The sequence below is a fragment of the Bartonella sp. HY038 genome (assembly GCF_014117425.1).
In the GTDB taxonomy this organism is placed as follows: Bacteria; Pseudomonadota; Alphaproteobacteria; order Rhizobiales; family Rhizobiaceae; genus HY038.
Genome location: NZ_CP059725.1, coordinates 1797946 through 1811189 on the forward strand (window position 1 = coordinate 1797946; position 13244 = coordinate 1811189).

Annotated in this window: 17 protein-coding genes and 1 tRNA gene; 8 read left to right on the forward strand and 10 right to left on the reverse strand. The window is 41.5% G+C overall.

The window, feature by feature from the left end; all coding sequences use genetic code 11:
* Positions 1–433: 433 nt before the first annotated feature.
* The 3 genes from H3299_RS07680 to ilvA all read right to left on the reverse strand — a co-directional run bounded on the left by H3299_RS07680 (position 434) and on the right by ilvA (position 4509).
* On the reverse strand, positions 434–1984 hold the full coding sequence (locus H3299_RS07680) for a DEAD/DEAH box helicase (protein WP_246708041.1): 1551 nt from the start codon (positions 1982–1984) through the stop codon (positions 434–436).
* 517 nt (positions 1985–2501) lie between these two features.
* Positions 2502–3032, reverse strand: a complete 531-nt coding sequence (locus H3299_RS07685) for a hypothetical protein (protein ID WP_182417116.1) — start codon at positions 3030–3032, stop codon at positions 2502–2504.
* A gap of 220 nt (positions 3033–3252) precedes the next feature.
* Positions 3253–4509, reverse strand: a complete 1257-nt coding sequence (gene ilvA / locus H3299_RS07690) for a threonine ammonia-lyase IlvA (protein WP_182417117.1) — start codon at positions 4507–4509, stop codon at positions 3253–3255.
* A gap of 411 nt (positions 4510–4920) precedes the next feature.
* On the opposite strand from ilvA, the gene H3299_RS07695 reads away from it, so the two are divergent.
* Positions 4921–5007, forward strand: a tRNA-Leu gene (locus H3299_RS07695).
* Between the two features lie 99 nt (positions 5008–5106).
* Positions 5107–6489: a tyrosine-type recombinase/integrase gene (locus tag H3299_RS07700; RefSeq protein WP_182417118.1), complete on the forward strand. Its 1383-nt coding sequence runs from the start codon at positions 5107–5109 to the stop codon at positions 6487–6489.
* On the opposite strand, the gene H3299_RS07705 is transcribed toward H3299_RS07700, so the two are convergent.
* From H3299_RS07705 to H3299_RS07735, 7 genes are all read right to left on the reverse strand, one after another.
* On the reverse strand, positions 6449–6703 hold the full coding sequence (locus tag H3299_RS07705) for a hypothetical protein (RefSeq protein WP_182417119.1): 255 nt from the start codon (positions 6701–6703) through the stop codon (positions 6449–6451). The genes H3299_RS07700 and H3299_RS07705 overlap by 41 nt on opposite strands.
* Before the next feature lie 20 nt (positions 6704–6723).
* The gene (locus H3299_RS07710) at positions 6724–7161 is read right to left on the reverse strand and encodes a hypothetical protein (RefSeq protein WP_182417120.1); all 438 of its coding nucleotides are present in this window, start codon (positions 7159–7161) and stop codon (positions 6724–6726) included.
* Between the two features lie 34 nt (positions 7162–7195).
* On the reverse strand, positions 7196–7417 hold the full coding sequence (locus H3299_RS07715) for a hypothetical protein (RefSeq protein WP_182417121.1): 222 nt from the start codon (positions 7415–7417) through the stop codon (positions 7196–7198).
* 4 nt (positions 7418–7421) lie between these two features.
* Positions 7422–7946 (reverse strand): hypothetical protein, encoded by a 525-nt coding sequence (locus tag H3299_RS07720; RefSeq protein WP_182417122.1) that lies wholly within the window; start codon positions 7944–7946, stop codon positions 7422–7424.
* 125 nt (positions 7947–8071) lie between these two features.
* Entirely contained in the window at positions 8072–9076 is a 1005-nt protein-coding gene (locus tag H3299_RS07725) for a hypothetical protein (RefSeq protein ID WP_182417123.1), read from the reverse strand.
* 26 nt (positions 9077–9102) lie between these two features.
* Positions 9103–10065: a DUF2971 domain-containing protein gene (locus tag H3299_RS07730; protein ID WP_182417124.1), complete on the reverse strand. Its 963-nt coding sequence runs from the start codon at positions 10063–10065 to the stop codon at positions 9103–9105.
* Between the two features lie 7 nt (positions 10066–10072).
* Positions 10073–10786, reverse strand: coding sequence for an XRE family transcriptional regulator (locus H3299_RS07735; protein WP_182417125.1), 714 nt, complete (start codon positions 10784–10786; stop codon positions 10073–10075).
* 80 nt (positions 10787–10866) lie between these two features.
* Here H3299_RS07735 and H3299_RS07740 point away from each other — a divergent pair, with 80 nt between their 5' ends.
* From H3299_RS07740 to H3299_RS07765, 6 genes are all read left to right on the forward strand, one after another.
* Positions 10867–11142 carry a hypothetical protein gene (locus tag H3299_RS07740; RefSeq protein ID WP_246708042.1) on the forward strand — a complete coding sequence of 92 codons (276 nt, stop codon included), beginning with the start codon at positions 10867–10869 and terminating at the stop codon, positions 11140–11142.
* Between the two features lie 268 nt (positions 11143–11410).
* Positions 11411–11899 carry a phage regulatory CII family protein gene (locus tag H3299_RS07745; RefSeq protein WP_182417126.1) on the forward strand — a complete coding sequence of 163 codons (489 nt, stop codon included), beginning with the start codon at positions 11411–11413 and terminating at the stop codon, positions 11897–11899.
* Entirely contained in the window at positions 11899–12375 is a 477-nt protein-coding gene (locus tag H3299_RS07750) for a hypothetical protein (protein WP_182417127.1), read from the forward strand. Before H3299_RS07745 ends, H3299_RS07750 begins: the two co-directional genes overlap by 1 nt.
* Positions 12372–12692, forward strand: a complete 321-nt coding sequence (locus H3299_RS07755; protein WP_182417128.1) for a helix-turn-helix transcriptional regulator — start codon at positions 12372–12374, stop codon at positions 12690–12692. Before H3299_RS07750 ends, H3299_RS07755 begins: the two co-directional genes overlap by 4 nt.
* Positions 12689–12895, forward strand: a complete 207-nt coding sequence (locus H3299_RS07760) for a hypothetical protein (protein WP_182417129.1) — start codon at positions 12689–12691, stop codon at positions 12893–12895. The genes H3299_RS07755 and H3299_RS07760 overlap by 4 nt, the downstream gene beginning before the upstream one ends.
* 1 nt (position 12896) lies before the next feature.
* The gene (locus tag H3299_RS07765; protein ID WP_182417130.1) at positions 12897–13241 is read left to right on the forward strand and encodes a dATP/dGTP diphosphohydrolase domain-containing protein; all 345 of its coding nucleotides are present in this window, start codon (positions 12897–12899) and stop codon (positions 13239–13241) included.
* Positions 13242–13244 lie beyond the last annotated feature (3 nt).

The window sequence follows — 13244 nt, forward strand, 5'->3', positions numbered from 1 at the left end:
ATCAGTTACTAATAGCAACCAACTACTATCATAAGCCATAAGTTAAGGATGTTTTTACAAAAAACACCGTAACTAATTATTTTTATTAATTAATTATGAAGGCAACAAAGCACCCTCAATGATACATCTTTAATGATACCTTTAATTATTAAAGGCAATCAATAGCAAACGCATAATAAGTGTCGCAACGATACACATTAATGCAGCTTGCTCAAGCATTTTTTGTCAAAACCATCAATATTATTCAATTAGCGCATGTAATTTGATAATCGGTTCACACAAATTTTGTCCCACACAATAATGGGCCAATATTGTATTAATACTTTAACCAAAATAAAGGCCCATCAAATGACGGGCCTTTATCTATGATACTAAGGGATATACCCTATAAGAACCATCCTGCCGCAATGATAATTTGCACCAGAAAAATTAATTAGGCTGCATAAGACTCGCGATTTGGGCGACGTGAACCACGCCCACCTTGGAAACCGCTTTTCTTTTTCGCTGAAGCATTAGCATTTGAGCCACGTCTTTCACCTTGCCCGCCATTACGCTTTTTGCCCTCGTAGCTTTGGCGTTCGCCAGCTGATGAACGCTCTTTACGATCACCATCAAAAGAAGAATCTTCACGTTTACGGCCGGCACCTTGGAATGACCTATCATTACGACCGCCTGAACGGCTGCCTCTTGAACCTGTATCTTCTCCGCCACGTTTACGTTCGGCACGCCCCTTGGCAAAACGCGAAGTATTTGGCTTGCCTTTACCATTACGACCACGTGAAGGACGCTCGTCCTCCTCTGGAGGTAATTCAACTGGCACAGGCTTGCGCTTCATTACTTCATCGCTTAACGGCTCAACTGCAAATTTTTTGCGCGTTACACGCTGCACACCGCGCAATCTTACTGTTTCAGTCTCTGCATCAAACAAGGTGATTGCCTCGCCCGAAGCACCATTACGACCGGTACGACCAATACGATGGACATAGCTTTCAGCTTCATCAGGCAAATCATAATTGATAACATGACTGATACCAGGCACATCAATACCGCGTGCCACAATATCGGTTGCGACAAGAACCCGTAAAGCACCACTACGGAAACCATTCAATGCTTTTTGACGCGCATTTTGGGTTTTATTACCATGAATAACGCCAGATAAAACACCAGCACGATCAAGATCACGCTTAATCGCATCCGCACCATGCTTGGTGCGAGAGAAAACAATAACAGAACGCAAAGCGTCATCTGCCAATAGACCTAAAAGACCATCTTTTTTATTGCGGCGATGAACACCATAAACAATCTGATTAATATCAGCTGCTGTCGTGCCTTGTGGAGCTGTCTCAACTCTTACCGGATCATTCAACAAGCTTGCAGCAAGCGCGCTAATTTCCTTTGGCATCGTTGCAGAGAACAATGCGGTCTGACGATCTTTACGCAATAATGACGCAATTTTACGCACATCGTTAATAAAGCCCATATCAAGCATACGATCTGCTTCATCAAGCACTAAATATTGGGTTTGTGATAGATCAATTTCCTTATCACGAACGAGATCCATCAAGCGACCGGGAGTTGCAATCAAAATATCGACACCCGGCCCCACACGCTTGATTTGCTTTAAGCGCGACACACCGCCTAGGACAAGACCTAATGACAAATGCATATCTTTCGTCATTGCGCTGATAGCATCAAGAATTTGCTGCGCAAGTTCACGTGTTGGCGCAAGAATAAGCGCGCGTGCGCTTTTGGGGCGGCGCTTATCACCTTTTTTGATAATTTGGGCAATAATCGGCAAACTGAAAGCCAAGGTTTTACCAGAACCTGTCTGAGCAATACCTAAAAGATCTTTTCCATCGAGCATAACAGGCAAAGCTTCTTCTTGAATAGGCTTTGGTGATACCATACCGGCGCGATCTAAATTTTTAAGCAATAGCTCAGGCAATCCGAAATCAGCGAAGCCGGATGAATTAGAATTTGTCAATTTAAAATACTTTCTTAAGTTCAAAAATTTTGGGACAGTCTATGTTTCATTTATGTTTAAAACATTCCGTGCCTTCTTCGAAATATGAAGACCGCGTGTCCCTAAATGTATAAAACAATGTTAAAAACCCAAATATGCAGCTAATAACTGCCTTGCAATGGGCACAGCCTTCAAAAGCTGTTAAATTCCGTTGGATTTTATGTCATCGGAAAATACAAAGTTGGCATTTAAAATGCCATACTTAACTTTAATATTATATCAGTTCTCAAATGATAAACAAATAATGTTGCACAATTTTTATCATGCACTTTTTAGCAATGGATTGCTTGGTGCTCTATAAGCCTATTTTAGTCAAAAAGCAATATGCTTTTACTATTTAAATTTCAGCACTTCAAAACATATATCTTGATATTATGACTGGATCGGGAATGATCTATCGTAACTTAAAATAAAAGCAAGGCATCGAAAAACCCCGCCGTCGTTCTAAGCAAAAGTCACCCAGTTGTCCATAACAACATTATTTAGCAATAGCTTTACCAACTGGAACACTTACATTTTGAAAAGAAGGGTAGATTTCTAAGAAAACTGGATTTTGTACAGTTTTTTGCCCCCCCAAAACAATATGCCATTTAGTATTATCAAAAATAGCCAAGGTTTGCGACTCAATTACCGCCTGTGACGTTTCGAAACGCGTTGGAATCAGAGCATAGAATGTGCCATCGGCTGTTTCCTTATATTCTATTTTATCACCATCTAGCTGATAACCACCTTCAATGGCATTGCTAAATTGTTGCGTAATTTGCTTTTTAAAATCTTCACGCAATACAACCTCGGTTGTATACATTTTAATCGCCATTTCTTTATAAAGGCGCTCAGGCATTGAGTTGACAAGAATTGAAAAATCTTTTTTTTCTACCGCGTCATTAATATTTTTTACTAATAAAACCAATTCGCGTTGTTCAAGTCCGCTAGGCTGACGAGCATTGGCATTTATAGCCAAGGCTAAAAGCATGAATACACCAATAATAATGCTTGATATTTTCGCCATAATTATTTTCCAATTCCTATCACTTTAAATTCAACTTAAAGCCTTTTACTCAAATAGCAAATTAGATAATTGCTATAATACATAAACTTTATAGATATTTTGCATAAAATATTTTTTACGATCATAAGACCAATATTGGCAGCCGATGCTTATCCTAGCAATTATCCAATTACTTGACCTAGCCTTATACAGTCCGCCAACATTATTATCCATACTTAAGTTAAATAACAAAATCGAATAGAACCGGATCAAGAGTTACATCACTATAGGCCCAACCAGATTCATCAAATTTTTTATTAAGCAAAACAAAATTTTCTTTATGCTTGGTTTCAATAGCAATCAAAACCGAGCCGAAATTACGCGCAGATTTTTTCAAATACTCAAAACGCGCCACATCATCATCAGGCCCTAACAAATCGAGAAAGGCGCGCAATGCACCAGGGCGCTGTGGAAAGCGGAAGATATAATATTTTTTCAAACCTTCAAACCGCAATGCGCGTTCCTTAACGTCAGGCAGCCGTTCAAAATCAAAATTACCACCCGATACAACAAGAACAATGCGCTTGCCACGCAATTCATTAGCTCCCATATCTTTTAGAGCATCAATAGCCAAAGCACCTGCCGGCTCGACCACAATACCTTCGATATTAAGCATTTCAATCATAGTTGCACATAGACGATTTTCGGGGATGCGAATAACATCACGCGGCGCAAAGCGTTTTAATATATCAAAATTCATCCCACCGATAAGCGCAACAGCAGCACCATCAACAAATGTATCCATTTTATCGAGTTTAACGCGCTCGCCAGCTTGTAAAGTTTTAAATAAACTAGAAGCACCTTCTGGCTCGGCAAACCGCATTGCGGTAGCCCAGCCACTATCTTTTACAAAGGTTGAAACGCCGCTAGCAAGCCCCCCACCACCGACGGGTACTACAATCAAATCTGGCGGAGTTTCATACATCCATTGCTGTGAAATTTCATAAGCAACAGTAGCTTGCCCTGTTATAATCCCCATATCATCAAACGGAGGAGCCATGACACCGCCGCCATTAGCCACAAAATCTTGCGCAGCCGCATAACATTGATCAAAAGTATCACCGATCAAGCGAATCTCTACAAATTCACGCCCAAATGCGCGCGTTTTGTCAATTTTTTGTTGTGGCGTTGTCACCGGCATAAAAATTACGGCGTTGCGGCCAAAATATTGACAAACAAACGCAAGCCCTTGCGCATGATTGCCTGCCGAAGCACAAACAAATGCTTGAGCGGGTGAAACTTGATCTAACATCGAGGAAACAAAATTAAAGGCGCCGCGAATCTTATAGGAACGCACCGGCGTCAAATCTTCACGCTTTAAATAAATTTCCGCTCCATAACGCTCTGACAAAAATTCATTTTTTTGTAATGGCGTTTCTGGGAACAATCCCCTCAATGTTTCAGCTGCATGCTGAACATTTTCCAAAAAAGCAGTCATTTTATTGTCCTTATTATTTTAACAGCAAGAAAACCTGACAATTATCACCTACTATAACAATGAGAGATTGAAAACCTTTTGTCGCAATTGTGATAAGATATGCACTGAGGATTGTATATTTACAAACTAATCCTTTTAAACAACCACATTTGTTATATTTGGGTAAAAATATTACGAAAAAACGCCAGTGACCATCGATTAAGACTAGGGCGTTTTGAACAAAAATATTCTTTTCCTTATAAAAATTCAAAAAACTCAACTCTAAGAAATATATTTTACAAAAATACAAGATTTTGTTTTCATTGGACTATTCTATAAAATTTCAAAAGTTATCCCAAGATCAAAAAAAAAATGAAAAAATTTAAAATTTTCGCTTCACATTGGCGAATTGTTTGCATATAAGAACCTTGCGCGGACGTGGCGGAATTGGTAGACGCAAGGGACTTAAAATCCCTCGATCCAACGATCGTGCGGGTTCGATTCCCGCCGTCCGCACCACACAAAAATCATAACCCTTTGATTTTATTGGTGTTTTAATTTTTTAAATTTTCCTATCTTGATATTTACTCTGTTTTGCCACACATTATGACATACTAAATGTCACACAATATGTTTGAAAAGAGTATGACCGTGGGGGCAAAGGCTACAAATCAAGATCGTTATCTCATGCTGCGCAATGGCAATTATGTCTATAAAAGACGGGTGCCAAAAACCATTATTGATCTAGATAAACGCAGCCCAATTATCCAAACAGCGCTTCATACCAGGGACCTTATTATTGCCCGCGCCAAGCGTGATATTCATGAAAAAGCTGACAATGCTTTATGGGCAGCCTTAATGCTTGGCACCGATAACCTGCAAGCAATGGAACAATATAACGTGGCCGTAAGACAGGCTGAGGCTTTTGGCTTCGCTTATAAAACAGCTGGTGATCTTGCCAAGGCATCATTGGAAGAAATTATTAGCCGTTTTTCAGCTTTAACTGAAAAGCCAATGCCTACACAAATTGCACAAAGTTTGCTTGGCAAATACGCAGCGCCGCAAAATTCGCTGCAAGCAGCTGAAAAATTATATTTTTCAGATATCGTCCCCCATACATTGACTGGCAAAAGCCAAGGGCAAAAAGAGCGTTGGCTAAAAGAGCGCCGCGCCACCCTTCGCTTATTCCGCGATGCAATTGGTGATAAAGAAATCAGCCAGGTCACACGCGACGATGCTTTATTATTTTATAGAAAACTTTCAGAATCAGTAGTGCCTAAAGATCGCAAACCATCGCACTCTGCATCCTGGGGCAACCGGCAAATTGGCAATGCCCGCGTTTTTTTAAGCTCATATTTTTCTCATCTTGGCCAACAAGACTATAATAACCCCTTGGCTAACCTATCCTTTAAAGAAGTAAAAAAATCACGCCCACCTTTTTCAATTAATTGGATTAAAAGCAAGATTTACCAACCAAGTGCATTGGCAAAGCTAAATGACGAAGCACGTCATGTGGTTTTTATTTTAGCAGATACTGGTGCGCGCCTTGGCGAGATTTGCAATCTTGGCTCGCAAAATATCCACCTTGATGGTGAAGTACCCTTTATTGCTATAGCACCGCGAATAGACCCCGCAGATCCACGCGAGATAAAAACAAGCTCCAGCGTTAGGCGCATTCCGCTTATTGGCGTGGCTTTAGAGGCTATAAGACTGCATCGTAACGGCTTTAAACGATATCGCGACAAGGAAACAACCTTATCCAACACGCTTAATAAGTTTTTCAGGGAAAATGGCCTATTTGAAAATGAGAATCAAGTGATCTACTCATTTAGGCATGCTTTTGAAGATAGAATGAAAGAGGCCGATGTCGATCATGAATTGCGTATGGCATTGATGGGGCACGCTAATAGCCGCCCACGTTATGGTTCTGGTGGCGGTTTATTGTGGCAGTGGGAACAGCTCAATCGGATTGCCTTGCCGTTTGATCCTTCGATTCTTTAATCTTGGGTTGTTGTGCTTTTAACTTATTAGCCCGGGCATAAACAGCCGCAAGCCGCTTTTCACGATTTTTTAAAATTTCAATTTCGGCCTCTAAGCGTTCATAAATTGGCAAGCACTCATCAAATTCTGGCGCATGCTCCACCATTAGGTTGGCAAGATAATCCAAATAGGATTCGAGCAAGGCAACAGTAATAGGTGGAATGCGCGCGGCCATAACCTTAACCTCGTTACACTTTAAAACTTGTCTACAATTTGCGTTTGATATTCTTGTGGAAGAAGCCGCACAGTGCCGCCCATATTGGCGGCTTTTTTATAAGCTACCGCTAGTCTTGTATATAAGTCAGCTTGTACGGCAAGGTGGCCTTCAAATTGCGCAGGATTAGCAATAAACTCAACTGCTTTTTCTTGGCTATCGAAAGCAACATAAACTCCTTTTTCTAACCCCTGCCCCTGTTTTGGCGGGTCTTTTATAAAACCGCATTGCTCGGTAAAAATATCAAGGGCAAGGTTAAGCGCTTTTAGCCATTCATCATGGTCAAAAACATTGGCAAAACCTGCCTTTAAGCTTTCAACGCCTGCTTTAATAGCTTTTTGTCGTGCTTCATCTTGGGTCATTGTAGAAACCTTGTTAAAAGACAATAGAACTCCACTGCAAACGCTGTCGCGTTGCATGAGGTACTCCTAAAAATGTGGGTTGGGTTATGGCTTAGTTGGCCAAAGGTGCTTTGGCTTTTCTACCTTCTTCTTCCGCTTCAATAATGCGGATAAAAGCAATGATTATTTCGTCTTTGCTCATATTAAGCGTATTGCAAACCGCCTTAAAGGTCATTGCTAAGACTTGTTGTGCCAATTCGTCATTATCTATTGGTAAAATATCAACAATCTTGGCAATAGTTTCAATGGCTTGTGGTGCGATGGGTTTTTGCATGAGCCTACACCTTTTGACAAAGAGGAATGGCCCGCAAATGCGCTTCCACTTGGCGGATAATGGCGGCGCGGCTTGCTTGGCCAATGTTAACCGCCGCTAAATATTGCGCAAGCATGGCAATGCAGCGCTCACGCAAGGGGTGCCATGGGTGCAGTTTAAACGCAGCAACACAAGCGCAATAATTGCGCCAAAGGTTGGCTAGCTTGTCATTATTGATGATATTATCAAATTGCGGTGGCGTAGCTTCACTTGCCGCAATGATAAGCGGTATTTGCGGCAAGCTCTGCTTGGGTTTGCACACCGCTTTAACCGCAAAGCTTTGTGCAAGGCTTACGGCCTTATTGCCATAGGTGGCAATTTCATCATCACCAAAGCCAGCATTTTTTAAATCAGCAACATCGACATTGCCCTTTGCTGCCGCAATATCTTGCATGGCAAGCATCATAGCATGGCAGCGTGTGGGAATTGGGCTCGGTGAAAAATTGTTGGAAGCAGCAGCACTGCGCTGCAAAGTCATGGAATGTGGCATAATGCCCTCCTAATCATAGTGATTAGAAGCAATATAACGCGGAATTTTGACCGCGTCAATACATTAAGGACATTTGACCGCATAAATGTGAATATTTATATTAGTAATCAAAAATTTCTATTCACCTAATCCTTTTTTGTACAAACTTTTAATGTAGGTATAATTGCATTTATTGCTTTAATATTTTCTGAAAAACCTTTTAAATCAAATAGTGTCAAATATTCAAAACAATCAGCATTTGCACTTCGACTAAGTAGGTCAATATCTTTTAATAAATTAATAACATCGCCATAAGCTTTTTTATTATATTCTATTTCTGCTAAAAGCCTTTTTCGATTTTCATATAAAATTTTCTTCAACTGATATATATTTGTATTAAAGCATTCAAATATATATTCTAAGCTTTCATTTTGAATACTTATAAAGTCAATATGTTCAGAATGATAATAAAGGGGTCTGTATCCTCTAGGGTAATTTTTGTATTTTATATTGGCCTCTGCTATATCCAACGCTTGCATAATATTTTCGCCATCAATATTTTTATCTAAAAATCTTTTTGGGCGCTTCCCTCTTAGTGGATAAATTTTAACTTGGACATTTAAACAATCCAATTTACCTACCAAATACTTTATATTTGTGAGCTTTAATTTTATGAGTTCACTTACTTCCTTTTTCTTAATATCCCTATATTGTGCATCTAAAATTTTTGTTTGCGCCTCTGTGGCTTCAATTTGTTTTTCCATTAAAATTTGGGTTTCGTTCATCTCTTCACGCTGCTCGCGCAATTCAAGCTGTTGACTGCGCAATTGATTGGATTGCACATAAACCGCCGCCGCAAGCCATAGGAACGCTAAGGGAGCAAACAACCCAGCCAAAGCATCCCCTAAGCCATTTAAGCCTAAACTGCCAAGACTTTGAATCGAATTCCAAACTTTACTGAAATAATTATCTACGTCATTACTATTACCGACAATAGGAGCATCAACTGCAAAAGGCATAAAAAAAGCGAAATAAATCAATACGTATACTATGGAAAATCTCCGAATCCATTTTACAAGACGTTTACTTCGTTCATAAGGTTCATCAATTTCGGCATTGGTTACCTTTTGCTTTGAACACTCGTTCTTCATTCCACCTCACAATTTTTATTTCTCGATTAATCTTTACGAAGCGGGATACCCGAAATCCTAATTTGATTATCATCTAGTTTTAAGCCGCATTCGTTAGCCTTTGCTAATATCGCTTCTTTGGCTATGGCAGGATTATCGCAAGGACCGATTATTATGTGATCAAGAGAGCTTTCTAAATTACCTGCGACTTGACTAGGAAATAAGTAATTTAATGGTTGATCAAGAATGATTTGTGGCACACCATTTTTCACAATAGTCTTTTTATTCTGTAAAGATAAATTAACCAACCTCCACTCGTTTTCCTCATGAAAACCGGGGTGCTTAACAAGAAAAGACTTGAAGAATAACGCATGGAAAAAGTCTCCTATGAAATTTTCTAAAATTCTAGGGCTCTCCTTCAAATATATCTCTTCAAGAAGATCCCATTCACTTAAAATTTCTTCAAGCAAATTATTTAAGTATTTAAAAGCAAAATCTATCTCTAAATATTCCACCTTGAATAATGGAGGGCGCCTTAACTGCGAAGAGTGACCTTTAAAGACAATTGCAACCCCATAGCTTCCCTTGCCATAAGCTCTCCACATAGATAATCTACCTAAATCACCCTCTTTATGTTCAGTAAAGCAAGTAATAAACGTAGATTTAATGGCATATCTATTGTTTTGATCTTCCATAATAGCGAGAAAGCGCCAAACAGGTATAGGATTGCCACTTCTGTCGTTAATTTTTTGGCATATCTTTTCAAGCTTTTCCATGATCAATGGATTACGGATTGCATCAACTAGCGCTTGATTGGCATAGCTAAACTCTGATGCGTCGTTCATAAGTTTTATATTACGCATCCACATTGACTTATTGGTTATAATACTAAAAAGTGTTTCTGTATTTGTGTAATATGCAAATTTAATGTGAGGATCTGAGCGCAAAATGTCGCTTGATTTTTCGAGATCACTAGCAAATATCGCCCGCCTAAGAGGATTATCAAACATAACCGAATTACACTCCCAACAAATCATTTAAACTTAAAATACGATGAATTGCGATCACGTTATCTGCGTCAAAATTGAGAATATTTTGCGGATTTAGCTTTTCAATTTCAATTTTTGAACCGCTACGCTTATGCAATATGCCGATGATCGCTTCTTGATAGTCTGTCTCACCGCGTTTGAATTGCACCACAACTGAATCGCCAATGCGTGGTGGGCGATGCGGGTGGGCAATAATGAGATCGCCTGCATAATAGCGCGGCTCCATTGAATCACCCTCAACATAAACAGCATAAGCATCTTTTACAGCCTCCACCCCCGGTGGGCGGCGGACATATTCAATAATATTGGCTTCAAGAGACAAAACACCATTTGTGTGGCTTCCCGCTGCTGTACCAAGCACCGGTAAATCCTTATGCATGTTAGATTGACTTGGAACAGATATACTAGCAGGAGCCACTTCGAGATTATGAGATTGCTCAGCCTGAGCAACCTTTCTCTTAATTTTTGCCTCAGGCAAATCTGCTTCAGCAAGAAGATCTTCTACTGTTAATTCTAACGCACTCGCAATTTTTGCCATTGTATCAACCCGCGGCGAAGCACCACGATCAAAAAGCCTGCGGAGGTAACTGCGGTCAAGCCCAGCCTTTTTGGACACAGCCTCTGGCGCCATACCCAATTCTTCCATTCTTAGTTTGATTCGATCTAACACTGTTGTTTTCATTTGCGGATTATCGCCCTCATTATTATTTTTGTTAAGGCGGTCAATTTGTACTTGACAATGAGGTATAATGACCGCATTTTATGTTTATGAATTTACGCGAGCAACTCATCACTGTTTCTGATCTTTACGGCAAGGCGCGTGGCATTGGTCGCATGCGTGTATCAACGATCGTGCTTAACCAAGGTTCCAAATTAGATGCAATTGCTTGCGGTAAATCTGATGTAACCACCAAGACTTTTGAAAAAGCCATGGTGTTTTATTCACAAAACTGGCCGGACGGGGTTGTGTGGCCAGAAGGTATTTTGCGCCCTGCTATTATAAGCGGTTTGCAAGATGCCGATGTTGAAAAGGTTTAAGGATTTGGAGCACCACGAAGATTCTGCGCTTTTGACACCCCCCTCGCCCAAAAGCGCAATATTTGAAGCCCGCAACTTGTGTGACAGCGTATTTGCAAACAGTGGTTTTAAAATTTGTTTCATCAAATGTGCCTTTCGCCTTTGGTGCGGTTTTAAGTGTCTTTGGTAGCGCTATTAAAACCATAAAAAATCTATTCCCACTATGGGAAAGTTTTGCGGAATTTCCCGCCACGGGAAAGCTTTGCTTAAATTTAAGGGGTTGTTTAAAATGGCAATAGTTAACGAAGCTTGGTTCCACCGCTTAAAGGCGGCGCAGCGCGATTTAATCAAGACATGCGGCGGCATTGAGCGCTGTGTTGAGATTACCTCGCTTTCTAAAAGTCAGGTTGGCCGTTGGAACAATGCCACCGACCCCGATTTAATGCCCACCAATGCTATTTACATGTTGGAAAATGAGTGCGGCTTGCCGCTTGTGACCACTGCCCTTGCCGCGCTTAATGGCTACCGCCTGATTGCCCCTGATGAAGAGGGTAAAAGCATGGGCTCAGTCTTAGCCAAGTTTTCAGACCTTGTGGCAGCATCGGGCGATGTGATGGCAACAGGCAGCCGCGCCTTTGCTGATGGCAAGCTAACCCCTGCCGAGGCTGCCGACATTGACCGCGCATGCAGTGCCATGGAAATTAAAATGCTTGAGCTGCGCCAGCAATTAGCCCGCGCCAAGGTTTCCACCCTGCATGTGGTTGGTGGAGATTACTAATGAGCAGCACCGCCCCTTTAAAAGCCTTTTGGACAAAAGAGCGCTTGGCAGAAGCTGCTTTTATGTGGAAGCGCGGCAAAAGCGGCGGTGAGATTGCACATGCCTTGGGCTGCAAGCCACAGCGCGTCCATGAAGCGATTTACAACCATTATCCGCAGCATTTCCCGCGCCGTGTCAAATCGCAAATGTTGCTTAATTTGCAAAAGCAGCGTGAAGGCACATGGGAGCAGCCCCATAAACCCAATTTAGGCGTCAACTTTAAGCAATTACGGCAACAACCCTTCATTGTGGTGCCAATGAGTTATGAGCGCGCCTTGCGTGAAGACCGCTGTTTGTTTTTTGCAGCAAGCCCAATGAGTGAGGCAGGGCCATTAATGCCTGTTTGTGGTTGCAAACGCGCTAGCAAACATGGCCGCCCCTACTGCGCCCACCATTTACGCGCGAGCCTTAGCCAAAATGAAAATGAGGGCGAATGATGATGTGTACAATTACCCAACATAGCAAGCAAGTTAAAACGTCAAGTTTAAAGACACAGCGCGCCCAATTGATTGATTGGGGTGTTTTTGGCCTGATGATAGAGCGGCGGCGCGTTTTTATAAACCTTAGCCAACAACAGCTTGCGCAAAAAATTGGTTTGCCACACCCAAGCATTGTTGCGGCAGAAAAAGGCACGCCCTTATGCACAAATAGCTTTTTAAAACTATGCGCTTGGTACGGCATAGAGCCAAAGATGTTTCATGCTGCCGCGCTGCAAATAAAACGCGCTGCTTTCATGCAAAGCGAGGCCGTATGATGCCGCCCTTTGGATTTGAAAATTGTGTTGATGTAAAACGGCTGCGCTTTATGCCGCTAGTGGAGCAAAAGCAGGGCATTTTGCTGCTGCAGCAAATGGGCTTTAACAAGCGCAAAATCATGCAAATGACATGGCTATATAGCGAAGAATATGATGCCGCGCTAAATGCCCCGCCTTTTGCCCTTAGCTATAGGGATTATTAAGATGATAGAAACGCAAGCCAATAGTGCAACAAAGCATGATAGCGGTAAACCACGCCTTGACCTGTTGCCTGTGGAGCCTTTGCTGCAAATAGCTAAGGTTTTAGCCTTTGGTGCGCAAAAATATGGCGACCATAATTGGCGCAGCCAAACAGATGGTGGGCTTGTTTGGGGGCGGCTTTACGCTGCCACCCTGCGGCATCTATTTGCTTTTTGGAATGGTGAGAATTTGGACGCGGAATCCGGTCTGCCCCACCTTGCCCACGCCGCCTGCAATATCATCTTTTTGCTTGAGTTTATGAACAATAGCGGCGGCGTTGATGACCGTGTGAAAAAGGGGAGCGTGTGATGG

Excerpts from the sequence above, each read along its gene's own strand:
- H3299_RS07765 (WP_182417130.1), top strand. The coding sequence starts at position 12,897 with ATGATAGAAACGCAAGCCAATAGTGCAACAAAGCATGATAGCGGTAAA.
- H3299_RS07745 (WP_182417126.1), top strand. The coding sequence starts at position 11,411 with ATGGCAATAGTTAACGAAGCTTGGTTCCACCGCTTAAAGGCGGCGCAG.
- H3299_RS07725 (WP_182417123.1), bottom strand. The coding sequence starts at position 9,076 with ATGAAGAACGAGTGTTCAAAGCAAAAGGTAACCAATGCCGAAATTGAT.
- H3299_RS07735 (WP_182417125.1), bottom strand. The coding sequence starts at position 10,786 with ATGAAAACAACAGTGTTAGATCGAATCAAACTAAGAATGGAAGAATTG.
- H3299_RS07750 (WP_182417127.1), top strand. The coding sequence starts at position 11,899 with ATGAGCAGCACCGCCCCTTTAAAAGCCTTTTGGACAAAAGAGCGCTTG.
- H3299_RS07720 (WP_182417122.1), bottom strand. The coding sequence starts at position 7,946 with ATGCCACATTCCATGACTTTGCAGCGCAGTGCTGCTGCTTCCAACAAT.
- H3299_RS07685 (WP_182417116.1), bottom strand. The coding sequence starts at position 3,032 with ATGGCGAAAATATCAAGCATTATTATTGGTGTATTCATGCTTTTAGCC.
- H3299_RS07710 (WP_182417120.1), bottom strand. The coding sequence starts at position 7,161 with ATGCAACGCGACAGCGTTTGCAGTGGAGTTCTATTGTCTTTTAACAAG.
- ilvA (WP_182417117.1), bottom strand. The coding sequence starts at position 4,509 with ATGACTGCTTTTTTGGAAAATGTTCAGCATGCAGCTGAAACATTGAGG.
- H3299_RS07760 (WP_182417129.1), top strand. The coding sequence starts at position 12,689 with ATGATGCCGCCCTTTGGATTTGAAAATTGTGTTGATGTAAAACGGCTG.
- H3299_RS07705 (WP_182417119.1), bottom strand. The coding sequence starts at position 6,703 with ATGGCCGCGCGCATTCCACCTATTACTGTTGCCTTGCTCGAATCCTAT.
- H3299_RS07755 (WP_182417128.1), top strand. The coding sequence starts at position 12,372 with ATGATGATGTGTACAATTACCCAACATAGCAAGCAAGTTAAAACGTCA.
- H3299_RS07700 (WP_182417118.1), top strand. The coding sequence starts at position 5,107 with ATGTCACACAATATGTTTGAAAAGAGTATGACCGTGGGGGCAAAGGCT.
- H3299_RS07740 (WP_246708042.1), top strand. The coding sequence starts at position 10,867 with ATGTTTATGAATTTACGCGAGCAACTCATCACTGTTTCTGATCTTTAC.
- H3299_RS07730 (WP_182417124.1), bottom strand. The coding sequence starts at position 10,065 with ATGTTTGATAATCCTCTTAGGCGGGCGATATTTGCTAGTGATCTCGAA.
- H3299_RS07715 (WP_182417121.1), bottom strand. The coding sequence starts at position 7,417 with ATGCAAAAACCCATCGCACCACAAGCCATTGAAACTATTGCCAAGATT.